Genomic DNA, 25,109 nt, shown 5'->3' with positions numbered 1-25,109 from the left:
TAATGAGATTAGAAGAAGAATTTGTAGGTAGACGTTTGCAATATGCAGAATTATTAAAAAGGGTAGCAGCCCAGCTAGAAGAAGACGATTTTTCAGTAAGAGGCAAAAAAATCGATTTTCCAGATGAGGATATGGAGTATAAGATTAGCCATAAATCAGCATTCGGTGAAAATAAGCTCACGATTTCTATTGAATGGATCGATGAGCAAGTTTAAAAGATTTAAATGATTCAAAAGAAAAACAGACCCGAGAGTAAGCATTTCGGGTCTGTTTTTCTTTCAATATATGCCCTTTGGCTAGTTGTACTAGTACATGACACGATTATTAGTTATATATGTTTAACTTGTTAAACCGACATAAGAATGTTTAGTTGAATAAGCTGTTGATTAACAAAGCTTAATTATTTAATAAACTATATTTCTGTTTTATTTTACATAAAACTACAAATTTGGATATATACTTTAAATTTATTCTAAAATTCTATATATTTAGAAAAGAAAGATAAAATAAAATATCTGTAAAAATATTGATATATAAGGGTTTTCAAGGGATTTATTCTTCCAGAAAAAATAATTTATTATAAATTTTAGAAAAAATGGTGACAAACACAGAAAGTGTGTTATATAATACAAACAAGGGAAAGAAAAACTGTATTATAACATGAGGGGAGCTCCGAAGGGATGTGAGAAAACGATATGGTTACCAAAGTAGAGAGTCTAGAAATTAATGGGGAGATAAAACCTGGTTTTGAGGAAATCCTTACACCAGAAGCTCTACAATTTATTGCAAAAATTGAGCGGTATTTTGGTCCAAGAAGAAAAGAACTTTTAGAAAGACGCATGAAAGTTCAGGAAGAAATCGACCAAGGTAAAGTACCTCAATTTCTAGAAGAAACAAAACATATCCGTGAAGATAACTGGACGATTGATCCACTGCCGAAAGATCTTCAAGATCGCCGTGTAGAAATCACTGGACCAGTTGAGCGGAAAATGATAATCGATGCTTTGAACTCAGGTGCTAATCTTTTCATAGCTGATTTTGAAGATGCAAATTCGCCTACATGGTCGAATTGCGTTGAAGGTCAAATCAATTTACGAGATGCAGTTCGTCGAACGATTGCCTTCGAAAATTCAGATGGAAAGTTATATAAACTAAACGAAAAAACAGCTGTCTTAACAGTAAGACCTAGAGGATGGCATTTAGAAGAGAAGCATGTGCTTTTAAATGGTCAACCGATTTCAGCCAGCCTTTTCGATTTTGGACTCTATTTCTTTCACAATGCAAAAGCATTGCTGGAAAAAGGGACAGCACCATACTTTTATCTTCCCAAATTGGAGAATCATCTTGAAGCGAGACTATGGAATGATGTGTTCGTTTATGCACAAAATGATTTAAAAATCCCACAAAGTACAATTAAAGCAACTGTACTAATCGAAACAATTTTAGCCGCTTTTGAAATGGATGAGATTCTATATGAACTGAAAGAACATTCAGCTGGCTTGAATAGTGGGCGATGGGATTACATATTCAGCTTCTTGAAAAAATTCCGTCACTATAATCATGGTATTTTCCCGGATAGGGCACAAGTTACGATGACAGTACCGAATATGAGAGCATATTCCTTGCTCGTAATCCAAACGTGTCACAACCGAAATGCTCCGGCAATCGGTGAAATGGCTGCACAAATTCCAGTGAAAGGTGATGTCGAAAAGAACGATAAAGCTTTTGCTATAGTGCGTGCAGACAAAGAGCGTGAAGCGAGAGATGGGTATGATGGAACATGGGTAGCTCACCCTGGCATGGTCAGTATTGTAAAAGAAGTATTTGACTTGCTTGTTCAAAAGCCCAACCAAATCTATCGTAAACGTGAGGATATACAAATAAAAGCAGAGGACTTATTGGAGGTCCCAACAGGAACGATCACTGAAAGCGGTTTACGTACTAACATTAATGTTGGTATTCAATATATTGCTTCTTGGTTATGCGGTCGAGGAGCGGTTCCTATTCACGATTTAATGGAAGATGCCGCGACAGCAGAAATTTCAAGAGCGCAAGTATGGCAATGGATTCATCATCCAAAGGGAATTCTTGAGGATGGTCGAAACATTACAAGTGAGCTATTCAAATCGATCCAACAAGAAGAGTTAGAAAACATTCAAGCGGAAGTAGGGGAAGAAGCATTCGCAACAGGGAGATTCATCGAAGCCGCCAAGCTGTTTGAAGAATTGAGTTTAGCTGATGACTTTGCCGATTTTTTAACGAATCCGGCATATGAACATCTTTCATAATAGTTAAATAGTTTCATAATTTTATATAAAAATTAGGAGGAATTTAATCATGAGAGAAGAAAGAGCAAAACAATTACAACAAAGCTGGGAAAACGATGCAAGATGGAAAGGGATTACTCGCCCTTATTCTGCTGAAGATGTTATCAAATTAAGAGGATCAATCGATATTGAACATACATTAGCTCGTCGCGGTTCAGAAAAATTATGGAACCTTCTTCATACAGAGGATTACATTAACGCACTTGGTGCACTTACAGGTAACCAAGCAATGCAACAAGTAAAAGCTGGTTTAAAAGCAATCTACTTAAGCGGTTGGCAAGTGGCTGCGGATGCAAACATTGCTGGTCAAATGTACCCTGACCAAAGCTTGTACCCAGCAAACTCTGTACCACAAGTAGTAAAACGTATTAACCAAACATTACAACGTGCTGACCAAATCTCTTACTCTGAAGGAAACACAGACATCGATTGGTTCGCACCAATTGTTGCTGATGCAGAAGCTGGTTTCGGTGGAGCACTTAACGTATTCGAATTAATGAAAGGTATGATTGAAGCAGGTGCTTCAGGCGTTCACTTCGAAGACCAACTTTCTTCTGAGAAAAAATGTGGTCACTTAGGTGGGAAAGTTCTTCTACCAACTCAAACAGCTGTACGTAACTTAGTCTCTGCTCGTTTAGCTGCGGACGTAATGGGTACACCAACACTCTTAATCGCACGTACAGATGCTGACGCTGCAGATTTAATCACAGATAATATTGATCCAGTTGATGCACCATTTATCACTGGTGAGCGTACACCAGAAGGATTCTACCGTACAAAAGCTGGTCTTGATCAAGCGATTGCTCGTGGTCTTGCTTATGCACCATATGCTGACCTTATCTGGTGTGAAACGTCTGAGCCGAACCTTGAAGAAGCTCGTCGCTTTGCTGAGGCAATTCATGAGAAATTCCCTGGTAAACTACTTGCTTACAACTGTTCACCATCATTCAACTGGAAAGCTAAACTTAGCGATGAAGAAATTGCTAGCTACCAAAAAGAAATTGGTAAGTTAGGATACAAATTCCAATTCGTTACACTTGCTGGTTTCCACTCATTAAATCACAGCATGTTCAATCTTGCTTTAGGTTACAAAGAGCGCGGAATGGCTGCTTACTCAGAGCTTCAACAAGCTGAATTCGCAAGTGAAAAAGACGGTTACACAGCAACTCGTCACCAACGTGAAGTTGGAACTGGTTACTTTGATGAAGTAGCACAAGTTGTATCTGGTGGAACGTCTTCTACAACAGCACTTGCTGGTTCAACGGAAGCAGAACAATTCCAAACATCTAATAAATAATATGAATTTTAATCTTGCCTACTAATTATAGTGGTGAACAATGAAATACTGTGTCGTGTCTATTACCTTACTCAAAAAGGAATAGTATGTATTGAAGTAAGGGAGTAACTCTACTTTAGAGTGAATCCCTTACTCTTTTTTTGGTCCGATAATAAATGCCCAAATTTCAGTAAAAACGTTGGCCCGCTGCAGGGTGTTAATTATCACAAGGATGATTGGACCGATAATTAATCCCAAAAAGCCAATTAATTTATACCCGATAAATAGAGAAATAAGTGTAGCTAATGGATCAATACCGATGCTTGAAGAAAGAACTTTCGGTTCAATGAGTTGCCGTTGCACAACGACGATGATATACAGGACAGCAAGTCCAATGGCAAAACTAACATCTCCAGTCATTACTTCATAAATCATCCAAGGAATAAAGATAGTCCCCGTTCCTAAATAGGGAATAATGTCAATGAAACCGCAAATTAAGGCGATTGTAATAGAATAGTTTACTCGCATAATTAATAACCCAATTAAAATGGTAATCGTTGTTAAAGAAATCAATGTGCATTGAGCGCGGATAAAGCCAAATAAAGCTCGTTTCAGATCATAGACCACTCTTTTTGCACGAGAAGACACTTTATAAGGCAGAAATTTAGCCGTTAATCCTCCAAGGCGGTGCCAATCTTTACTAATGAAAAAAGTAGCCATTAAGGAAAAAATAAGTGCTGTTATTGTATTTGGAAACCACCCAAGAATAGCGGGTATATTTTTTAAAATAAATTGAATAAATTCGCTGACGGCTGTAGTAATAGATTGTCCAATCTGTTGAACATTTTTCATGATTGTATCCTGCTGGGCAACATCTAGTCTGTTAAACAAGGTGGCGGTTTCATTATAAAAAGGAATAATGGTTTGGGCGATGAAGTTTTCGATGAATGTAACAAAGGTTTCGATATGTGTTGGAAGTACGCTTGCTAAATAAGTCGTACCGGAGACAATTTCAATAATAAGTAATGTAAGAAGTCCAGCTAAGACAGAAAAGATAAGCAAAAGAGAGAGTAATACAGCAAGGCTTCTTGGCAATCGTGCCTTTTTCTCAAGAAGGGTAACGAGCGGATTCATAAAGAAGGCCAATATGACGGCGATGATGAATGGGTATGTATAAGTTGATAAATAAAAAAGAGCAGTACAGCCTAAACTAATTAATGCAATGACGAAGAAACATCGAATAAAACGATAAAGATAGACGGAATTCAAAGCTTCTCCCCCTTATAAAATATTTGTATTATATAATTGTAACGATAGGAAGAGGAATTGGAAAGTTTTAACTGATAAAGCGAGTAGATTTTTCATTTGCTTCATCTAAAAAATCTTTGGAAAATATACTTGTTTTGTTATGTTGAAATAATAAATAAGGGTAGCAAGGAGAGAGTGAATGGGTCCGATTGTGTTTTTACTGTTGCTTGGAATCATTGGCTGGCTTGGCAAGAATACATCGCTAATGGTTGCAGCAGGCTTTTTGTTATTGATGAAATTGCTTATGCTTGACACAAAAATATTCCCTTATTTAGAGGGAAAGGGGATTAATCTAGGGGTTACAATCATCACGATTGCCGTATTAGTTCCAATTGCAAGCGGTGCGATTGGCTTTAAGGAATTGGGGGAAGCAATTAAGTCTCCTTATGCTTGGATTGCTCTTATATCTGGAGTCGCTGTTGCTTTAATCGCTAAAAACGGATTAACGTTATTACAGCATGATCCGCATATTACAACGGCGCTTGTTTTAGGTACAATTCTGGCTGTTGCTTTATTCAAAGGTGTGGCAGTGGGCCCGCTAATAGGAGCTGGAATCGCTTATATATGCATGAAATTGTTCGATTTTATGAACTAATAAAAAATAATGGGGATACTTTAGGAGTATACGGAATTATTGATTTGACTGGCTTTAAACAACGATTTATGAAGCGGGAAAGGAAGAATATAGGTGAGTTTTTCTAATAAAATAATAATTTTTTCACAATTTAAGTGCTTTTCATTCCCAAAAAAGTGATTATTGTTTATAATAAACATGTAACTGCTGAAAAATGATAAATAAGCGTCCGAATCATTTTAATGGATGCGAAGATTACTTGTAAGCGTTTCAGGCAGTTATTGACCAAGCGCTCGCTAGAAAAAGTAAAACGCATATTTGATTTTTAGAAAACGGTAAGCGAACGATAGGTAGAATACATAGCATAGTCTATCTTTAATGTGAACGCTTTCACGAAGGAAGCGCGGTTTTTTCTAAAAATATATATGATTAGTTATAATACTTAGTTCTTGGAGGCGCTATATTTATACGCAATAAGTAATGGGCATAGGGGAATATTTTTAAAAAAGGAGAGATTTTATATGACAGCAACAAAAGGTCTAGAAGGTATTGTAGCAGCAACTTCATCTGTTAGTTCAATTATCGACGACACATTAACTTACGTAGGTTATAACATTGATGATTTAGCAGAAAACGCAACGTTTGAAGAAGTAATCTACTTATTATGGCATAAAAAATTACCAAATAAAGCTCAATTAGAAGAGTTAACACAACAAATTGCTGATAACGCAGAAGTTCCAGCAGAAGTTCTTAACCACTTCAAATCATACCCAATCGATAAAGTTCACCCAATGGGAGCTCTTCGTACGGCAATCTCTTTACTTGCACTTTATGATGAAGAAGCTGATGTAATGAGCGACGAAGCTAACTATCGTAAAGCAATCCGCATTCAAGCGAAAATCCCAACAGTTGTAACTGCATTCTCACGTGTTCGTAAAGGTTTAGATCCAGTTGCTCCACGTTCTGATTTAAGCTTTGCTGCGAACTTCTTATACATGCTTAGTGGAGAAGAGCCATCTGCAATCGCAGAAGAAGCATTCAACAAAGCATTAGTTTTACATGCTGACCATGAATTAAACGCTTCTACATTCACTGCACGTGTATGTGTAGCTACACTTTCTGATATCTATTCTGGTATCACATCTGCTATCGGAGCTCTTAAAGGACCTCTACACGGTGGAGCAAACGAGCAAGTTATGAAAATGCTTACAGAAATCGGTTCTGTTGAAAACGTTGAGCCTTACATCAACGCAAAATTAGCAAATAAAGAAAAAATCATGGGCTTTGGACACCGTGTATACCGTAAAGGTGACCCACGTGCGCCACACCTTAAAGTAATGTCACAAAAATTAACTGAGCTTACTGGTCAACCAGAATACTACGAAATGTCTGTTAAAATTCATGAATTAGTAACTGGTCAGAAAAATCTACCACCAAACGTAGATTTCTATTCTGCATCTGTATACCACAGCTTAGATATCGAGCATGACCTATTTACACCAATTTTTGCTGTAAGCCGTACGTCTGGTTGGATCGCTCACATCCTTGAGCAATATGCAAACAACCGCTTAATTCGTCCACGTGCAGAGTACAATGGACCAGGTATGCAAAAATACGTACCAGTTGATGAACGATAAAATTTTTTAATAAAATAAAATTTTTTTAAAAAATTTGTTTAATATTTCGACTGATTTGTAGTAAATTAATACATGTGAGTAAAAAAAGGTTAGCTGGCTCGCCAATTTGGAAAGAGCCACTAACCTTTGAATTTGAACCGGAGGTATAGACATGACACAAGGACAAAAAATCACAGTTACAAACGGAGCACTTAACGTACCAAACAACCCAGTAGTACCATTTATCGAAGGTGACGGAATCGGTCCTGATATTTGGGCAGCAGCTGTACGCGTTTTAGACGCAGCAGTAGAAAAAGCATACAATGGCGAAAAGAAAATCGAATGGAAAGAAGTTCTTGCTGGGGAAAAAGCATTCAACCAAACTGGCGAATGGCTTCCACAAGAAACTCTTGATGTAATCAACGAGTATCTAATCGCTATTAAAGGACCTCTTACAACTCCAATTGGTGGCGGAATTCGTTCATTGAACGTTGCATTACGTCAACAATTAGATTTATTCGTATGTCTACGTCCTGTACGTTACTTTGACGGTGTACCTTCACCAGTTAAACGCCCTGAAGACACTGATATGGTTATCTTCCGTGAAAACACAGAAGACATCTATGCTGGTATCGAGTATGCAAATGGTTCTGACGAAGCGAAAAAATTAATCAACTTCTTACAAAACGAATTTGGCGTAAACAAAATTCGTTTCCCAGAAACTTCTGGTATCGGTATTAAACCAATTTCTGAAGAAGGTACAAAACGTCTTGTTCGTGCCGCTCTTAACTATGCAATCAAAGAAGGCCGTAAATCTTTAACTTTAGTTCATAAAGGTAACATCATGAAATTCACAGAAGGCGCATTCAAAAACTACGGTTATGAAGTAGCTGAAACTGAATTCGCTGATCAAGTATTCACTTGGAACCAATATGACAAAATTAAAGAAGCTGAAGGTACAGAAGCTGCAAACAAAGCACAAGCTGCTGCTGAAGCTGAAGGCAAAATCATCGTAAAAGATTCTATCGCTGATATCTTCTTACAACAAATTTTAACTCGTCCAAAAGAGTTTGATGTAGTAGCTACAATGAACCTTAACGGTGACTACATCTCTGATGCACTAGCTGCACAAGTTGGTGGTATTGGTATCGCTCCAGGAGCTAACATCAACTACGAAACTGGACACGCTATTTTCGAAGCTACTCACGGAACAGCTCCAAAATACGCTGGTCTTGATAAAGTTAACCCATCTTCAGTTCTTCTTTCAGGTGTACTTTTACTTGAACACCTTGGTTGGAATGAAGCAGCGAAAAGCATTACAGCTTCAGTAGAGAAAACAATTGCTTCTAAAGTTGTAACATATGACTTCGCTCGTCTAATGGAAGGCGCTACAGAAGTTAAATGCTCTGAGTTTGCTGACGAATTAATCAAAAATCTTTAATTCTCATTCAGATACATTTTATGAAAAAGCAGCTTATTTATAGCTGCTTTTTTCATTGTATAATCGTATATATGGCATTGCTTTATCTGGGAAAATTTTGTATTATTACATATTGAAGGAGGAGAAAAATATGTCTCGTAAAAAAGTCTCAGTTATCGGTGGCGGATTTACTGGTGCTACAACTGCATTTTTATTAGCTCAAAAAGAGCTTGGCGATGTTGTACTAGTGGATATCCCACAAGCTGAAAACCCAACAAAAGGTAAAGCTCTTGATATGTTAGAAGCTAGCCCAGTTCAAGGTTTTGATGCTAAAATCACTGGTACTTCTAACTATGCGGATACTGCTGATTCTGACGTAGTCATCATCACTGCTGGTATCGCTCGTAAACCAGGTATGAGCCGTGACGATTTAGTTCAAACAAATCAAAAAGTAATGAAAGCTGTAACTCAAGAAATCGTCAAATATTCTCCAAATTCTACAATTATCGTATTAACAAACCCAGTTGATGCTATGACTTACACAGTATACAAAGAGTCTGGTTTCCCTAAAAACCGCGTAATCGGACAATCTGGTGTACTTGATACAGCTCGTTTCCGCACATTCGTAGCAGAAGAATTAAACCTATCTGTTAAAGATATCACTGGTTTCGTTCTTGGTGGACATGGAGATACGATGGTACCATTAACTCGTTACTCTTTCGCTGGCGGAATTCCATTAGAAAAATTAATCCCAGCTGACCGTTTAGAAGCAATCGTTGCTCGTACTCGTACTGGGGGTGGAGAAATTGTTGAACTTCTTGGAAACGGATCTGCATACTATGCACCAGCTGCATCGCTGGTAGAAATGACTGAAGCTGTACTTAAAGATCAGCGTCGTGTTCTTCCTTCAATCGCTTACCTTGAAGGTGAATACGGTTATGAAGGTATTTATCTTGGTGTACCAACAATCCTTGGTGCTGGTGGTATCGAACAAATCATCGAGCTTGACTTAACAGCTGATGAAAAAGCAGCACTTGATAAATCTGCTGAAGCAGTAAAAGTTGTAATGAGCGTATTAATATAAGTTTTTTATAATAGAGAAAAAAGGCAATGGCTCAAAGTCATTGCCTTTTTCTATGCTCAAAGAGAATTCAAACGTCTTATGCTTTCGTTCTAGGTCCATTTTCTTTTCTCTTTCATAATTAATATGTGTATAATAAAATGAGAATGAAGGTCATAGGAATAGAATGGATTGTAGGAGGAGAAAATGGCTAAGAGAATTCTTGTTGTGGATGATGAAAAATCAATTGTTACTTTACTTAAATATAATCTAGAGCAAGCGGGTTTCTCCGTGATAACAGCTTTTGATGGGGAAGAAGGACTTCAAACAGTGGTCGAACAGAAACCGGATCTTGTTGTGTTAGATTTAATGCTTCCAAAATTGGATGGAATTGAAGTATGTAAGCAACTTCGTCAGTTAAAAGTCAATGTTCCCATTCTAATGCTAACAGCTAAGGATGATGAATTTGATAAAGTGCTTGGACTAGAGCTTGGAGCAGATGATTATTTAACAAAGCCTTTTAGTCCGCGGGAAGTGGTGGCGCGTATTAAAGCGATTCTCCGACGTGCTCAGCAGCAAGCCCCAATTGCGGAACAAGGGACACAAGAAGATGAGCAACCATCGTTGATTATTGGTGACTTAAAAGTTTATCCAGATCGATACGAAGCTTCATTTAATGATGAGCTACTTGAATTGACACCAAAGGAATTTGAACTGCTCGTATATTTATCAAGAAATAAAGGCAGAGTATTGACAAGAGATCAGTTATTAAGTGCTGTTTGGAATTACGATTTTGTTGGAGATTCGCGTATTGTAGATGTGCATATTAGTCACCTTCGTGAAAAAATCGAAAAGGATACGAGGAAGCCTTTATATATTAAAACAATTCGAGGACATGGATATAAATTAGAGGAGCCTAAACAGGAATAATGACGTATCGTAAAAAGCTTTTTTTTGCGTTAATTACCTTAATCATTGTTGTTTTAATTGCTCTTGGCGTACTGTTAGGGAATTTATTTAAAAATTCTTATGTACAAGCATTTAATGAGCAAATTCAAAAGGAAACAACATTTATCGCGCATTATATTCAAGAACATGGCGGGATTCATTCTTTTTTAGACCGGAATGATACAGTCGATTTAAAGCCGCTTATTGATTCAAATGTTACGATTTTGACCGATGAAGGGGATGTGTTATACGATTCGAATGAAGAGAAAATTGAGCATCCGGATCGCCATGCCAAGGTACTGCAACAAATTATAAAGGCGCAAGGACAAGAAGGCTATGAAGTGCCTGAAGGAAAAGCGGACTTTCATTATTATTGGCAAGTGATTAAGACCGATGATGAAATAGAAGGGTATATCGTACATAGTAGTGAAATTTCCATCATTGAACAAATGAATCAACAAATGTGGCAAATATTAACGGTTAGTTTAGGGGCCGCGCTTATCATTATTTTGATGCTTGGAAGTATGATTACGAAACGATATGCAAGACCGATTGAAGCAGCAACGATGACAGCTATTGAACTCGCTCAAGGAAATTATAGAGCACGAACGAGTGAGACTTATTCGGCAGAAACGAAAATGCTTATCACGTCCCTAAATATTTTGGCGAGAAATCTTGAAGAAGCACAAATTTCTAGAGAGATGCATCAAGATCGACTTGAAACGTTGATTGAAAACATTGGAAGCGGCGTTATTTTTATTGATAGTAAAAGCTATATTACGCTTATTAATCGTGAATATAAACATTTATTTAATGTGGATCCTATGCACTTTATGTTTCGTTCCTATTATGAAGTCATTGAATTTGAGGAAATTATTTCGATTATAGAAGAAATCTTTCGAACAGAACAAATTATTAAGCGTCAAATGAAGCTGCCGCTCGAATTAGAGCCAAGGCATTTTGAAGTGTATGGCGCTCCAATTATTGGTAATCATGATGAGTGGAATGGGATTTTGCTTATCTTCCATGATATTACTGAATTGAAGCGCTTAGAGCAAATTCGAAAGGATTTTGTAGCCAATGTATCACATGAGTTAAAAACGCCGATTACATCGATTAAAGGATTTTCTGAAACGCTTCTTGATGGAGCTCTTCATGATGAGGAGACATTGCGCAGCTTCTTAACCATTATTTTAGAAGAAAGTGATCGTCTGCAAGTGCTTATTCAAGAATTACTGAATCTTTCGAAAATGGAGCAGCAAGTATTTGTTTTGAATCGTCAAGATGTTGATTTAATCCCAGTGTTAACAGACATTTCCACGATGTTATCAACAAGATTAGAAGAGAAGCAGCTCACATTAGACATCGTTGGTCCGGATCAAGCGTTCATTGAAGGTGATCTATCACGTATTAAACAAGTATTTATCAACTTAATGAGTAATGCTGTTAATTATACGTTAACTGGTGGAGCTATAAAGGTTTGTGTGAAAGAAGAGAAAGATACAGTCATTGTTGAGATTCAAGATAATGGAATTGGTATCGAATCAAAAGAGCTTCCACGAATTTTTGAACGCTTTTATCGAGTAGATAAAGCAAGAAGTCGAGATTCTGGAGGTACAGGTTTAGGGTTGGCTATTGTGAAGCATATACTAGAAGTGCATCATGGAAAAGTAACGGTTGAAAGTACAGTTGGTGTTGGTACAACATTTACCGTGACGTTATATAAAAAACTGCATGCATAGCAACGTTTGAAGGGTGAAGGCTACTAGGTCTTCACTTTTTTTATGGCTACGCTAAATAATGGAGGAGAGTGGATAAAACTACGCCCTAAGTATCATCTTTTTTGCAGAGTCCTATCCAATAATTGTTATTAAAAATTGGATAAGATAGATTCATTTTTAATATTTTATGAAACTTTATCCATTTCTGGGCGTACATACAGTATATAGAGAGAAAAAAAGGGAGGGGTTACTATCGCTAGTTTAAAAAGAATATATACGATGACAGGGTTAGCGTTGCTGATTGTAATTCTTGGAATAGTAGGTATATCTACTTGGTATACGGTAGATGAATCTGATCAAGCTGTAATTTTAACATTTGGAAAGGTAGAACAGACCGTAGCCGAACCAGGATTGCATTTTAAACTGCCGTGGCCGATTCAATCGGTGGAAAAGCTGTCAAAGGAGACATTTAGTTTACAATTTGGGTATAAACAGGAAGGCGGGAAAATTTCTGAGTATCCAAATGAAACAAAGATGATTACAGGTGATGAAAATATTGTGCTGGCGGACCTTGTTGTCCAATGGAAAATTACTGATCCACCGAAGTATTTATTCAATGCGAATGACCCTGAAGAAATCTTGTATAATACGACTTCTGCTGCCTTACGAAGCATTATTGGAAGCACAAAAATTGATGATGCCTTAACGTCAGGAAAAGCAGAGATTGAGGCTGATGTGCGTGAATTATTATCGCAATTAATAGGGAAATATGATGTTGGTATTTCTGTTTTAGCTGTGAAGCTTCAAGATGTAGAATTACCGAATGATGATGTTAGAAGTGCTTTTACCGCTGTAACGGATGCACGTGAAACGATGAATACGAAAATTAACGAAGCGAGCAAATACGAGAATAAACGTATGAATGAAGCAGAAGGGGAAAAAGCAGCAATCCTTTCAGCTGCAGAAGGAGATAAAACGAAACGAATAGAAACGGCACGTGGAGATGTTGCAGTTTTTGATAAATTGTATGCTGAATATAAAAGTAATAAGGAAATCACTCGTTCTCGTTTAATTCTTGAAACGCTGGAACAAGTGCTGCCAAATGCTGAAATTTATATTATGAATGATGATGGAAACACGATGAAATACTTACCATTACGTGCGCTTGATTCCAAAGCTGCTGCGACAAAGGAACAGACAGAGGAAGAAACGAAAGAGCAAAAATCAACGAAGGAAGGGGGAGCAGAATAATGAGCCCAAAGATTGTTGATTTAGAAGGTAAACGAAAAGATCATCTTCAGTGGCGCGGCTATGTGAAAGCTGGTATCTTCTTTATTATTTTGATTGCTTTACTTCTGATTTTGCTAACGAATGTGTATATTGTAAAAGAAGGGGAATACAAAGTAGTACGCCAATTTGGAGAAGTCGTCCGCATTGATAAGAGCCCCGGCTTAAAATTTAAAATCCCTTTTATTCAAAGTGTGACAACTTTACCAAAATATCAAATGAATTATGATGTATCTGAAGCTGAAATTAATACAAAAGATAAAAAACGAATGCTCATTGATAACTATGCAGTATGGCGTATTGATGATCCAAAGAAGATGATTACGAATGCTAGAACATTTGAAAATGCGGAAGCAAGGATGGAAGAGTTTATTTATTCTGTTGTTCGCTCTGAGCTTGGTCAATTGAATTATGATGAAATTATTAATGATGAAAAATCTTCAAGAGGAAGTTTGAATGATCGAGTAACAGAAAAAGTGAATGAATTGCTTACCCAAGATAATTATGGGATTCTTGTGACAGATGTTCGTATAAAACGAACGGACTTACCTGCTGAAAATGAAGAGTCTGTGTTTAAGAGAATGATTTCTGAACGAGAATCGAAGGCTCAAGAATATTTATCAAAAGGTGATGCGCAGAAGAATCGAATTATTGCAGATACTGATCGCAAAGTGAAAGAGCTGTTATCCACAGCAGAAGCGGATGCAGAAGTGATTCGAGCGGAGGGAGAAGGAGAAGCTGCTAAGATTTACAATAAATCGTTCTCCAAAGATCCAGAGTTTTATCAATTATATAGAACGCTAGATTCGTATAAAGAAACAATTGGCGAACAGACCGTCATTGTGTTGCCATCTGACTCTCCTTATGCAAGATTGTTGATGGGGAATATGAAGTAAACTATAATAGCCGTCATTTTTCTTTCTCCTTCTTCTCATGGTAGAATAGAGGAAGAAAATGAACGGTTTTTTTTAGGAGAAGGGGCGGAACTCCGCATAGGGTGAGGGTTCTCCCTTAATGTTGCGAAATACGTAGTGCAAGCTTAAGGCTTTTAAGAGTGCGTGCTGCGTTCGCGCCGCCTTTGTTTTCCCCTTTATTTGGTATGAGGATGTAGGATGGAGTGGAAACTCTGTTGATTTGTAGGGGCGGAACTCCGCATGGATGTAGGCTTTATCCTTAATATCCCGAAATACGTAGTGCAGCTTAAGGCTGTTAAGAGTGGGTGCTGTGTTCACGCCGCCTTTGTTTTCGACTTTATGTTGTGTGAGGATGTAAGGTGGAGTGGAAATAGTGTTGATTCTGTGGGGTCGGAAGTCCGCATAGGTGTGGGTTCTCCCCTTGATGTTGCGAAATACATAGTGCAGTTTTAGGGCATTGATAAGTGCGTGCTGCGTTTGCGCCGCCTTTGCATTTTGCCTTTTAGTCCCTGGATATAGGAGGAAGAATTGTTTGGATAAAAAGTTAGTATTAATAGATGGAAATAGTATTGCGTACCGGGCTTTTTTTGCTCTCCCCCTTTTGAATAATGACAAAGGGGTATATACGAATGCTGTATACGGCTTTACAATGATGCTGAATCGTATTATTGAGGAAGAGAAGCCGACACATATGCTCGTTGCGTTTGATGCTGGAAAAACAACGTTTCGACATGCGACGTATCAAGAGTATAAAGGAGGCCGCCAAAAAACACCGAATGAATTGTCAGAGCAGTTTCCGTTTATTCGTGAGCTGCTAGATTGTTTTGGAATTAAACGTTATGAGTTAGAAAATTATGAGGCGGATGATATTATTGGAACGCTCTCACAACAAGCAGAACAAGAAGACTTCGAAGTGAAAGTGATTTCAGGAGATAAAGATTTAACACAATTAACGTCTGATAAGACAACCGTTTCGATTACGAAAAAAGGAATTACTGATATCGAAGAATATACGCCGGCGCATGTGCAGGAAAAATACGGGCTTGTGCCCATTCAAATTACTGATTTAAAGGGGCTTATGGGAGATGCTTCAGATAATATTCCCGGCATCCCTGGCGTAGGGGAGAAAACAGCATTAAAGCTGCTGCATCAATTTGAAACAGTGGAAAAGCTTGTTGAATCGGTGGAAGAAGTAAGCGGCCAAAAGCTGAAAGAAAAGATTAATGAGCATAGGGAGTTAGCGTTATTAAGTAAGAAGTTAGCGACGATTTTGCGTACGGCTCCTATTGAAGTAGCCTTAGGTGAAACAGCTTATAATGGGATGGATTACGATAAAGTAATTGCTTTTTATAAAGAGCTAGGTTTTCAAACTTTGCTTGATAAGCTAGATGAGGAAAATGGACAAGACATTGAACAAGAAGAGATTGACGTACAGATAGTTGATGACATTACGGCGGATTTATTTGCTGATGAAAATGGCTTATATATTGAAATGTTAGAAGATAATTATCATCATGGAGACATCATTGGAGTTGCGCTAAGCAATGAGCACGGGCATTTTTATTTTAGAGGTGAAAGCGCACTCAGCTCAGCGGCTTTCAAACAATGGGCTGAAGATGAAACGAAGTACAAAACGATATACGATGTGAAAAAAGCTATTGTGGCTCTCCGTCATCGCGGCATTGAATTAAAGGGAATTGACTTTGATGTATTTCTAGCTTCCTATATTTTAAATCCAGCAGAATCGGTTGAAGATGTTGCGGCGATCGTAAAAGTGCAGCAGCAACCACCGCTTGTGAGTGATGAGATGTTTTATGGAAAAGGGGCGAAGCGCGCCGTTCCCGAAGAAGCAAAACTAAGTGAACATCTCGCTCGTAAGGCGAAAGCGCTGTTAGCTTTAAAGGATTCTATGCTTACAAAATTAGAAGAGCATGAACAAGATCGTTTATTTACGGATTTAGAGTTACCGTTGTCCAATATTTTAGCTGATATGGAATGGCAAGGTGTAAAGGTCGATATTGAACGTTTGCAATCGATGGGGCAAGAATTATCTGTACGTTTACGGGCAATCGAAGCGAAAATTTTTGATTTAGCGGGCGAAGCTTTTAATATTAATTCCCCAAAGCAACTTGGTATTATTTTATTTGAAAAGTTAGGCTTGCCTGTTATGAAAAAAACAAAAACAGGCTACTCAACGTCAGCAGAAGTGCTAGAAAAATTAGAAGATAAGCATGAGATTGTAAAGGAAATTCTCCATTATCGTCAGCTTGGCAAGCTTCACTCAACTTATATCGAAGGATTGCTTAAAGTGGTCAATCCGAAAACAGCGAAAGTACATACTCGTTTTAATCAAGCGCTAACACAAACCGGGCGATTAAGTTCTACTGATCCGAACCTTCAAAACATTCCGATTCGCTTAGAAGAAGGACGGAAAATTCGCCAAGCTTTCATTGCTTCCGAACAAGATTGGTTGATTTTTGCGGCGGATTATTCACAAATTGAGCTTCGGGTACTAGCGCATATTGCGAATGATCCAGGCTTAGTTGAAGCGTTTCAGGCGGGGATGGACATTCATACGAAAACGGCAATGGATGTGTTCCATGTATCGGCTGATGAAGTGACATCAAATATGCGTCGTCAAGCGAAGGCTGTAAATTTTGGTATTGTATATGGAATTAGTGATTACGGATTATCTCAAAATCTCGGGATTACTAGGAAAGAAGCGAGTGAGTTTATTGCGAAGTACTTTAAGAGTTTCCCTGGTGTTCAAGATTATATGGATGCGAGTATTCAGGAAGCGCGTCAAAAGGGCTATAGTACGACGCTGTTGCATAGACGACGCTATATTCCGGAAATTACGAGCAGTAACTTTAATATAAGAAGCTTTGCGGAGAGAACAGCAATGAATACACCAATTCAAGGGAGTGCTGCAGATATTATTAAGCTTGCGATGATTAACATGAGTGAGCGTTTAAAGCGAGAAGGTTTGAAAGCACGGATGCTGCTTCAAGTACATGATGAGCTGATTTTTGAAGTTCCACCAGAGGAAATTGACATATTGAAGCAAATTGTACCTGAAGAAATGGAAAATGCTATTTGCTTAAATGTACCGTTAAAAGTGGACTATAATTTTGGAGCAACGTGGTTCGATGCAAAATAAATGAAGATAGGTGAACATCATGCCAGAACTTCCAGAGGTAGAAACAGTCAGAAGAACGTTGGAACAATTAGTGTTAGGAAAAGAAATTCAAGAAGTATCCGTTTTATGGCCGAAGATTATTAAAAAACCAGAGCCGGTTGAACAATTTTGCGATGCACTTGTTGGACAAACGATTCGTGAAATCGGACGCCGTGGAAAGTTTTTAATTTTTACATTAGATGATTATTCAATGGTCTCGCATTTACGAATGGAAGGGAAATATGGAGTGTATCCGAAACAGGAGCCATATGATAAACATACCCATGTCATTTTTTCCTTTACAGATGGCAGCGAGCTTAGGTATCGTGATGTTCGTAAATTTGGAACGATGCATTTATTTAAAAAAGGAGAAGAGTTTGAGCAAGAACCGCTTTTGAATCTAGGTCCAGAGCCGTTATTAGCAGATTTTACGGTCGAGTACCTACGTCGAGCATTACGGAAAACCAATCGAAAAATTAAACCAGTTTTACTGGATCAACATATTGTCGTTGGTATTGGGAATATTTACGTCGATGAGTCGCTCTTCCGTTCTGGTATCCACCCTGAGCGAGTCGCTTCATCGCTTACGGATGCCGAAATTACAAAGCTTCATCAAGAAATTATTGCGACATTATCGGAGGCTGTTGAAAAGGGAGGCAGTACGATTCGTTCTTATATCAATTCACAAGGACAAATCGGTATGTTTCAATTAGAGCTATTTGTTTATGGCCGAAAAGGAGAGAATTGCAAGAGATGTGGCGCACCGCTTGAGAAACTAGTTGTCGGTGGGCGTGGTACACATATTTGTCCATCGTGTCAGGTGCGTCCATCATAAAGAAGGAAAACGAGTCAACTTCGCTTTTCTTTACACATCGGATAGGCTCTTTCCATATACTGTTTTAGCAACAGAATTGGAGGGAGTCATCATCGATGTGGTTACAGCTTATTATTCTTTCTATCGCATTAAGTATTGATGGGTTCGGAGTGGGAGTCACATTAGGCATGCGCGGTGTGAAAATCCCATTTCGATCGATTATTGTTATTTCGATTTGTTCGGGTATTAGTCTCGGTGTAGCCATGCTGATTGGTGAGTTCATTAGTCAGCTTGTCTCTCCTAATGCGGCTGAAAAAACAGGTGGCGCTATTTTAATTTTGCTAGGCATTTGGCTTGTTTATCAGTTTTTTAAAAAGGAAAAAGAAACAATAGAAAGTCATTCTAAAGAAAAGATTATTTTTAACTTTGAAATTAAATCGCTCGGTGTCGTAATTAATATTTTACAAAAACCGACGGATGCCGATTTTGATAAATCAGGTACGATTAATGGCGTCGAAGCTCTCGTTCTCGGTGTGGCTCTTTCATTAGATGCTTTTGGTGCGGGAATTGGCGCGGCTATGATTGGTATTTCACCGCTAGTGCTTGCTTTTGCAATTGGAGTCATGAGCTCCGTCTTTATTTGGAGTGGGCTTCAAAGCGGCAAATTACTATCGAAAAGCACGCTTGTGCAAAATTTATCTTTTCTTCCAGGGGCATTACTCATTATTATCGGGATATTAAAATTGTAGAATAGATTATAAAGGAGAAGGATATGGGTCGAGTTATTGGAATTACCGGGGGCATTGCAAGTGGTAAAAGCAGTGTAAGTACGTATATTAGAGAGTTAGGTTTTGTTGTTGTCGATGCTGATGTGGCAGCTCGTGAAGTAGTCGAGCCTGGTGAAGAAGCTTACCATGACATAGTTAAAGCGTTTGGCGAGGACATTTTGCTGCCAGACGGGGGAATTGATCGTCCCAAATTAGGTACGCTTATTTTTCATGATGAAGATAAAAGACTGCGTTTAAATAGCATTGTCCATCCTGCTGTGAGAAAGAGAATGAAGGAGCAGACAGAAAAAGCTTTTCAAGATGGAGCGGAAACGGTCTTTATGGATATTCCTCTTTTATTTGAAAGCAAGCTGACGTATATGGTGGAAAAGTCTCTGCTCATTTATGTGGATGAAGAGGTACAGCTTCAAAGGTTAATGAAACGCAATGATTTATCGGAAAGTGAAGCACTCGCTCGCATTCATTCCCAGATGCCGTTAGTTGAGAAGAAAGCGTTGGCAGATGCTGTTGTTGATAATAATGGAGAATTAGAAGAAACGAAGCAACAAGTGCTTGCTATCCTAAAGCAGTGGGATATACGATAAAGTATAACGTTTGCTGGCAAGGAAGTTCTTTACCCTTTGCTGCGGGTTTGCTAAACTAATCAAATGGAGTAAAAAGTGAATGAATTTCATCCGAAAGAAGAAACTAACAATGTTTCTTCTTTTTTGATGAATAAATTTAATTTATTATAACATTTTTATAGCACTTTTTGACGTAAATATGTTATACTAATTGTATATGAGGTTATAAAAAGTATAACATTAATTTCGGGAGGGTCCAAACAAAATGAATGCAAGAGTAGCGATTAACGGATTTGGGAGAATTGGTAGAATGGTTTTCCGTAAAGCCATATTAGATGAAGGTTTGGACATTGTAGCGATCAATGCCAGTTATCCTGCTGAAACTTTAGCGCATTTACTTAAATACGACACTACACATGGTAAATTCGATGGAGAGATTGTACCAGAAGAAGATGCACTTGTTGTGAATGGACGTCGTGTTCAATTAATAAATAATCGTGATCCAAAGCAATTGCCTTGGAAAGAACTAAACATAGATATTGTAGTTGAAGCAACAGGAAAATTCAATCATCGTGATAAAGCAGCTGCACATCTAGATGCAGGGGCAAAACGAGTTATTTTATCAGCACCTGGTACGAATGAAGATATTACAATTGTTATGGGTGTAAACGAAGAGCAACTAGATATTGATAAACACTTTGTTATTTCAAATGCTTCTTGTACAACAAACTGTTTAGGTCCTGTAGCAAAAGTATTAAATGAAAAATTTGGTATCGATAATGGTTTAATGACAACTGTTCACTCTTATACAAATGACCAAAATAATATCGATAACCCGCATAAAGATTTAAGACGTGCCCGTGCTTGTGCAGGAAGCATCATTCCTACAACAACAGGCGCTGCGAAAGCTTTATCTTTAGTATTACCTGAATTAAAAGGAAAACTACATGGTATGGCGTTACGTGTTCCAACACCAAACGTTTCTTTAGTAGACCTTGTTGTAGATTTAAATCGTGATGTAACGGCAGATGAAATTAATGAAGCGTTTAAAGAAGCTTCTGAAAGCGAATTCAAAGGAATCATTGAATACACAACAGAACCGCTTGTATCGGTTGACTTCACAACAAATCCACACTCAGCTATTATCGATGGCTTGTCTACGATGGTTATTAGTGATCGAAAAGTGAAAGTACTTGCTTGGTATGATAACGAGTGGGGTTATTCAAACCGTGTTGTTGATCTTGTTAAATTAGTAGCAGCTAAATTAGAGGAAACTTCTCAAGTACATGCTGGTTAAGGCTTAAGCATGGAGTTTTATGGACCTACTGCAAAATAGCAGTAGGTTTTTTATATTGTTAGCGCTGTTTAAAAAAATCCACAACGTTATTTTGCTTGAAATTAACAATAATAATAAATTATTTCTGTTATGTTGAAAATTAAAAGTCGGTTGCAAAAGAAAATTAAACATATACTATGAGTCGTAAGCTTCTTCATAAAAGGCTTACCTAACGACTGCTTAAAGGGTTAGGGCCTCTTTGGACTAACTTTCCCCCGGTAGTTATTAATGTTCAATTTATAAAATTCCTAAATCTGTTTAAGGGGGAAGCTTAAACATGGAAACAATGGGTAGACATGTTATTTCCGAACTTTGGGGTTGTGACTTTGACAAATTGAACAATATTGAGTTTATTGAAAGAACATTCGTTAATGCCGCTTTAAAATCAGGTGCAGAGATACGTGAGGTAGCTTTCCATAAATTTGCTCCTCAAGGAGTAAGTGGAGTTGTTATTATTTCTGAATCACACTTAACGATTCACAGCTTTCCAGAACACGGATATGCAAGCATCGATGTATACACATGTGGAGATTTAGATCCAAATATTGCGGCAGATTATATTGCTGAAGCATTAAATGCCGAAACGCGTGAAAAGATAGAATTACCACGCGGGATGGGCCCAGTGCACATAAAGGCAACTAAAATAGGTGTATTATAAGGTTTGAACATACAGAGGTGCTGTAGAGCATCTCTTTTTTTATAGCTCGGTATGTGCCGTTATTGATTCTAGCCTCGCACAACTGAGCTCTAAACTGTGTGATAAACAATATGGTGTACGAAAGTCTTTTTATCCCACACTTAACGGGCAGTAAGACCCCCACCTCAAGCTTATGAGGAGTCAAAGAAGATAGGTGGGGGTCAACTGCCCGTAAAGGTCCGATTGGTTCAACTAACCATCAGTGGGGGATGAAAGAAAACCCCCACTGATGGAAGTTTCACTTTATTGAGACTCCCCGCTGATTTTGCTTGTACTCTTAGCTTCTTTTAGTTAAGATAATAATAAAAATGGAGTTCTCTCACTGTATATGATGTAGAGAGTAGTACATAAACGGAGCTGATAATAATGAGGTGCCCGTCATGTCAATACAATGGAACAAGAGTGCTCGATTCACGACCTGTGGATGATAGCAAATCCATTAGAAGGCGTCGCGAATGTGAGTCTTGCGGTTTTCGATTTACGACATTTGAAAAAGTAGAGGAAATACCGTTAATTGTCGTTAAAAAAGAAGGTACACGGGAAGAATTCAGTCGTGACAAAATTCTTCGCGGCTTAATTAGAGCTTGTGAAAAGCGTCCAGTCCCATTAAAAGGCCTAGAAGAAATTACGAATTATGTTGAAAAAGAATTGCGTAATAATGGAATTTCTGAAGTGAAAAGCGATCATATTGGTGAAATGGTCATGGATAAGCTAGCGGATGTGGATGAGGTAGCTTATGTGCGATTTGCGTCCGTATACCGTCAATTCAAAGATATTAACGTTTTTATTGATGAATTGAAGGAATTATTAAATAAAGAACGAAAGTAGAGCTAAAGATAAACCTTTGGCTCTTTTTTCGCTCATCTTGTAAAATGTAATGAATACAAAGGAATTCTTTGAAAGGTTTGAATGAAGATGTCGATGCATTGGCAAGAACTGCTTCCCGCAGATCAATATAGGGTATCTTCAGCGGGAATGCTGCACAATTATGATCGGAATGTACTTACTCGCCTTTATCAACCACTTATTGGTCCCATTTGTTTGAGCCTTTATATGAGTTTATGGAGTGAGCTTGAAGAGAATCGACTTTGGGCAGAGCCAACAACTCATTATTCACTTATGAATACGATGGGGCTAAACTTGAGTGACATTTATGAAGCTAGACTCCAGCTCGAAGGAATCGGATTGCTGAGTGTTTATAAGAAGAAAAATGGTGAAACAAAGGAGTTTGTATACGAGTTACATCCACCGCTATCGCCGCAGCAATTTTTTACGGACGGCATGTTAAATATTTATTTGTTTAAAAAGATTGGGAAAGGTGCATATAACCGATTGAAGAAGTTCTTTTCGGATGATGTATTGCCTGTGCGAGAGTATGAGAATGTAACAAAAACTTTTGCTGAAGTTTTTGCTTCGGATCATTCTTTATATGTAAGTGATGAGGCAGAAGGTGCGAAAGAGCCGTTGGTTCGTCAACAGTTTATTGATCGACAAGAGGGAACTCTTCCGACAGGGTTTGAGCATCAATTTGATTTTGATTTATTAATGGCAGGTTTGAAATCATCGTTAGTGCCGAGAAAAGCACTAACGCCCCGTATTAAAACAACGATTGCCAAGCTTGCTTTTCTATATGACATTAATCCACTTGAAATGCAGAAGTTAGTGCTTGGAGCCATATCCATTGATGATGAGATTGATGAAGAACACTTACGTAAATCAGCGCGTGATTGGTATCAAATTGAACGGCATGCTGATATGCCCTCGCTCGTTAGTCGTGTACAGCCAGTCATTTATCGCACTCAAATGGATTCTCCAAGGAATCAAGAGGAGGAGCATATTCAGCGTTTAGAAACAGTCTCCCCGTTGCAACGGCTTAAGCAACTATCGAATGGTGCTGAAATTGTAGAAGCTGATTTAAAAATTGTTGAAGATATTATGCTCAACCAAAATTTAAATCCTGGTGTGGTGAATGTGTTAATTGAATACGTAATGTTGAAAGCAGAAAAGAAATTCACAAAGAATTATGTTGAAAAGATTGCTGGTCATTGGACGCGCATGAATGTTGTCACTGTTAAAGAAGCGATGGAGTTAGCGAGAAAAGAGCATCGTAAATATCAAGGTTGGGCAGATGGCAACAAATCAAGCGCAAAAGGCAGTCGTCAAAAAGCAACGCGTACGGAAATGGTTCCGGCCTGGTTAAATAAAACAGAAGAGAAGCAGACTGAACAAAAGAAAGCGGCAACCGTTTCTGATGAACAGAAAAAAGCGATATGGGAGCAAGTGAAAAAGTTAAATGCAGGAGGTGATCACGCTGATGCAAAAGATTAATTCAGCCTTAAACAAATTGACGAATGGTACAAAGTTTCAGCAGCGTTATGAAGCTTTAAAGCAAGAAGTGATGGAAGATGAACACATTCATGATTTTTTACATGAAAATCGGTCCATTATTACAAAAGAAATGTTAGAAAAAAGTGTCGGGAAACTGTATGAATTTTCGACACAAAGCAAGAAATGTGATAAGTGTCCAAGTTTAGATGGTTGTGTGAATATGATGCAAGGATATTATCCAAAGCTTGTGATTCAAGGGAATGCTCTGGATCTTCATTATGAAGTCTGTCCACGGAAAGTAGTAGAAGATGACAAACGAAAACGCGAGAAGTTAATTCGCAGCCTATATGTACCGCGCGATATTCTTGCGGCCAATATTGCCGACTTTTTAGAAAAGGACGTATCGGATGAACGATACGCAATAGTAGGCAAGGTAATGAGTTTTATCAATGATTATATACCAGGTCAAAAGCAAAAAGCACTTTATATTCACGGGGAATTTGGTGTTGGAAAAACCTATTTACTAGGAGCGATAGCGAATCAATTAGCCGAGAAACAAATATCATCGTTGATTGTATATTTTCCCGACTTTTTGCGCGAGCTTAAAGGCTCGATTGGGGATAATACAGTGAATGAAAAGATTGAAATGGTAAAGACGGCTCCTGTACTAATGATTGATGATATAGGCGCTGAATCAATGACGAGCTGGGGTCGAGATGAAGTGCTTGGGCCAATATTGCAATTTAGAATGCTTGAGAATTTGCCGACTTTCTTTACCTCGAATTTTAACTTTGATCAGTTAAAAAATCATTTAACTTTTTCTCAGCGAGGGGAGCGGGAAGAAGTGAAAGCGGCGCGAGTAATGGAACGTCTTCAATATTTAGCAGAACCGATTGAGCTAGAAGGTAAAAATCGAAGACTGTGAGTGGTGACCTGACCTAGTTTCAGGTCACT

The 25,109-nt window shown here is 38.1% G+C and carries 21 protein-coding genes; 20 read left to right on the top strand and 1 reads right to left on the bottom strand.

The genetic code is table 11. From position 1 onward, the window contains the following. Positions 1-2 precede the first annotated feature (2 nt). The 3 genes from ACE199_RS06670 to aceA all read left to right on the top strand — a co-directional run bounded on the left by ACE199_RS06670 (position 3) and on the right by aceA (position 3,624). The gene (locus ACE199_RS06670) at positions 3-215 is read left to right on the top strand and encodes a hypothetical protein (RefSeq protein ID WP_375349081.1); all 213 of its coding nucleotides are present in this window, start codon (positions 3-5) and stop codon (positions 213-215) included. Positions 216-695: 480 nt separating this feature from the next. Further along, positions 696-2,288, top strand: a complete 1,593-nt coding sequence (aceB, locus tag ACE199_RS06665) for a malate synthase A (protein WP_375349080.1) — start codon at positions 696-698, stop codon at positions 2,286-2,288. Between the two features lie 49 nt (positions 2,289-2,337). Continuing rightward, positions 2,338-3,624 carry an isocitrate lyase gene (gene aceA / locus ACE199_RS06660; RefSeq protein WP_127761615.1) on the top strand — a complete coding sequence of 429 codons (1,287 nt, stop codon included), beginning with the start codon at positions 2,338-2,340 and terminating at the stop codon, positions 3,622-3,624. 129 nt (positions 3,625-3,753) lie between these two features. Here aceA and ytvI read toward each other — a convergent pair whose 3' ends face one another. Continuing rightward, positions 3,754-4,872: a sporulation integral membrane protein YtvI gene (gene ytvI, locus ACE199_RS06655; protein WP_375349078.1), complete on the bottom strand. Its 1,119-nt coding sequence runs from the start codon at positions 4,870-4,872 to the stop codon at positions 3,754-3,756. Positions 4,873-5,050: 178 nt separating this feature from the next. Here ytvI and ACE199_RS06650 point away from each other — a divergent pair, with 178 nt between their 5' ends. From ACE199_RS06650 to dnaI, 17 genes are all read left to right on the top strand, one after another. Then, positions 5,051-5,506 (top strand): DUF441 domain-containing protein, encoded by a 456-nt coding sequence (locus ACE199_RS06650; RefSeq protein ID WP_252286974.1) that lies wholly within the window; start codon positions 5,051-5,053, stop codon positions 5,504-5,506. A 500-nt stretch (positions 5,507-6,006) separates the two neighbouring features. After that, positions 6,007-7,122, top strand: coding sequence for a citrate synthase (gene citZ, locus ACE199_RS06645; RefSeq protein WP_375349077.1), 1,116 nt, complete (start codon positions 6,007-6,009; stop codon positions 7,120-7,122). A 151-nt stretch (positions 7,123-7,273) separates the two neighbouring features. Continuing rightward, on the top strand, positions 7,274-8,542 hold the full coding sequence (gene icd, locus ACE199_RS06640) for an NADP-dependent isocitrate dehydrogenase (protein WP_127761611.1): 1,269 nt from the start codon (positions 7,274-7,276) through the stop codon (positions 8,540-8,542). A 130-nt stretch (positions 8,543-8,672) separates the two neighbouring features. Beyond that, positions 8,673-9,605 carry a malate dehydrogenase gene (gene mdh, locus ACE199_RS06635; protein WP_127761610.1) on the top strand — a complete coding sequence of 311 codons (933 nt, stop codon included), beginning with the start codon at positions 8,673-8,675 and terminating at the stop codon, positions 9,603-9,605. Positions 9,606-9,788: 183 nt separating this feature from the next. Then, positions 9,789-10,511, top strand: coding sequence for a response regulator (locus ACE199_RS06630; RefSeq protein WP_375349076.1), 723 nt, complete (start codon positions 9,789-9,791; stop codon positions 10,509-10,511). After that, positions 10,508-12,271, top strand: coding sequence for a two-component system histidine kinase PnpS (gene pnpS / locus ACE199_RS06625; protein ID WP_483878199.1), 1,764 nt, complete (start codon positions 10,508-10,510; stop codon positions 12,269-12,271). The genes ACE199_RS06630 and pnpS overlap by 4 nt, the downstream gene beginning before the upstream one ends. Before the next feature lie 258 nt (positions 12,272-12,529). Beyond that, positions 12,530-13,501: an FtsH protease activity modulator HflK gene (gene hflK, locus ACE199_RS06620; RefSeq protein ID WP_375349074.1), complete on the top strand. Its 972-nt coding sequence runs from the start codon at positions 12,530-12,532 to the stop codon at positions 13,499-13,501. Continuing rightward, positions 13,501-14,433, top strand: coding sequence for a protease modulator HflC (gene hflC / locus ACE199_RS06615; protein ID WP_127761605.1), 933 nt, complete (start codon positions 13,501-13,503; stop codon positions 14,431-14,433). The genes hflK and hflC overlap by 1 nt, the downstream gene beginning before the upstream one ends. A 550-nt stretch (positions 14,434-14,983) precedes the next feature. Then, entirely contained in the window at positions 14,984-17,611 is a 2,628-nt protein-coding gene (gene polA, locus ACE199_RS06610) for a DNA polymerase I (protein WP_375349073.1), read from the top strand. A 19-nt stretch (positions 17,612-17,630) separates the two neighbouring features. Further along, entirely contained in the window at positions 17,631-18,464 is an 834-nt protein-coding gene (gene mutM, locus ACE199_RS06605) for a DNA-formamidopyrimidine glycosylase (protein ID WP_375349072.1), read from the top strand. 95 nt (positions 18,465-18,559) lie between these two features. Next, positions 18,560-19,192 carry a sporulation membrane protein YtaF gene (gene ytaF / locus ACE199_RS06600; protein WP_375349070.1) on the top strand — a complete coding sequence of 211 codons (633 nt, stop codon included), beginning with the start codon at positions 18,560-18,562 and terminating at the stop codon, positions 19,190-19,192. Between the two features lie 23 nt (positions 19,193-19,215). After that, a complete protein-coding gene (coaE, locus tag ACE199_RS06595) occupies positions 19,216-19,815 on the top strand; it encodes a dephospho-CoA kinase (protein ID WP_375349068.1) in 600 nt (199 codons plus the stop codon). A gap of 244 nt (positions 19,816-20,059) precedes the next feature. Continuing rightward, positions 20,060-21,091: a glyceraldehyde-3-phosphate dehydrogenase gene (locus ACE199_RS06590; RefSeq protein ID WP_375349067.1), complete on the top strand. Its 1,032-nt coding sequence runs from the start codon at positions 20,060-20,062 to the stop codon at positions 21,089-21,091. Between the two features lie 316 nt (positions 21,092-21,407). Next, complete coding sequence (speD, locus tag ACE199_RS06585) at positions 21,408-21,788, top strand: adenosylmethionine decarboxylase (RefSeq protein WP_127761599.1); 381 nt, start codon at positions 21,408-21,410, stop codon at positions 21,786-21,788. 405 nt (positions 21,789-22,193) lie between these two features. After that, positions 22,194-22,655: a transcriptional regulator NrdR gene (nrdR, locus tag ACE199_RS06580; protein WP_252286962.1), complete on the top strand. Its 462-nt coding sequence runs from the start codon at positions 22,194-22,196 to the stop codon at positions 22,653-22,655. A gap of 87 nt (positions 22,656-22,742) precedes the next feature. Continuing rightward, a complete protein-coding gene (locus tag ACE199_RS06575; RefSeq protein ID WP_375349066.1) occupies positions 22,743-24,155 on the top strand; it encodes a replication initiation and membrane attachment family protein in 1,413 nt (470 codons plus the stop codon). Beyond that, positions 24,142-25,080 carry a primosomal protein DnaI gene (dnaI, locus tag ACE199_RS06570; protein WP_375349065.1) on the top strand — a complete coding sequence of 313 codons (939 nt, stop codon included), beginning with the start codon at positions 24,142-24,144 and terminating at the stop codon, positions 25,078-25,080. Before ACE199_RS06575 ends, dnaI begins: the two co-directional genes overlap by 14 nt. The last annotated feature ends 29 nt before the right edge of the window (positions 25,081-25,109 follow it).

This window comes from Peribacillus sp. Hz7 (assembly GCF_042136355.1).
Classification (GTDB): Bacteria; Bacillota; Bacilli; order Bacillales; family DSM-1321; genus Peribacillus; species Peribacillus asahii_A.
This window is presented reverse-complemented; position numbering and strand designations above follow the sequence as displayed.

Excerpts from the sequence above, each read along its gene's own strand:
- ACE199_RS06670 (WP_375349081.1), top strand. The coding sequence starts at position 3 with ATGAGATTAGAAGAAGAATTTGTAGGTAGACGTTTGCAATATGCAGAA.
- aceB (WP_375349080.1), top strand. The coding sequence starts at position 696 with ATGGTTACCAAAGTAGAGAGTCTAGAAATTAATGGGGAGATAAAACCT.
- aceA (WP_127761615.1), top strand. The coding sequence starts at position 2,338 with ATGAGAGAAGAAAGAGCAAAACAATTACAACAAAGCTGGGAAAACGAT.
- ACE199_RS06650 (WP_252286974.1), top strand. The coding sequence starts at position 5,051 with ATGGGTCCGATTGTGTTTTTACTGTTGCTTGGAATCATTGGCTGGCTT.
- citZ (WP_375349077.1), top strand. The coding sequence starts at position 6,007 with ATGACAGCAACAAAAGGTCTAGAAGGTATTGTAGCAGCAACTTCATCT.
- icd (WP_127761611.1), top strand. The coding sequence starts at position 7,274 with ATGACACAAGGACAAAAAATCACAGTTACAAACGGAGCACTTAACGTA.
- mdh (WP_127761610.1), top strand. The coding sequence starts at position 8,673 with ATGTCTCGTAAAAAAGTCTCAGTTATCGGTGGCGGATTTACTGGTGCT.
- ACE199_RS06630 (WP_375349076.1), top strand. The coding sequence starts at position 9,789 with ATGGCTAAGAGAATTCTTGTTGTGGATGATGAAAAATCAATTGTTACT.
- hflK (WP_375349074.1), top strand. The coding sequence starts at position 12,530 with ATGACAGGGTTAGCGTTGCTGATTGTAATTCTTGGAATAGTAGGTATA.
- hflC (WP_127761605.1), top strand. The coding sequence starts at position 13,501 with ATGAGCCCAAAGATTGTTGATTTAGAAGGTAAACGAAAAGATCATCTT.
- mutM (WP_375349072.1), top strand. The coding sequence starts at position 17,631 with ATGCCAGAACTTCCAGAGGTAGAAACAGTCAGAAGAACGTTGGAACAA.
- ytaF (WP_375349070.1), top strand. The coding sequence starts at position 18,560 with ATGTGGTTACAGCTTATTATTCTTTCTATCGCATTAAGTATTGATGGG.
- coaE (WP_375349068.1), top strand. The coding sequence starts at position 19,216 with ATGGGTCGAGTTATTGGAATTACCGGGGGCATTGCAAGTGGTAAAAGC.
- ACE199_RS06590 (WP_375349067.1), top strand. The coding sequence starts at position 20,060 with ATGAATGCAAGAGTAGCGATTAACGGATTTGGGAGAATTGGTAGAATG.
- speD (WP_127761599.1), top strand. The coding sequence starts at position 21,408 with ATGGAAACAATGGGTAGACATGTTATTTCCGAACTTTGGGGTTGTGAC.
- nrdR (WP_252286962.1), top strand. The coding sequence starts at position 22,194 with ATGAGGTGCCCGTCATGTCAATACAATGGAACAAGAGTGCTCGATTCA.
- ACE199_RS06575 (WP_375349066.1), top strand. The coding sequence starts at position 22,743 with ATGTCGATGCATTGGCAAGAACTGCTTCCCGCAGATCAATATAGGGTA.
- dnaI (WP_375349065.1), top strand. The coding sequence starts at position 24,142 with ATGCAAAAGATTAATTCAGCCTTAAACAAATTGACGAATGGTACAAAG.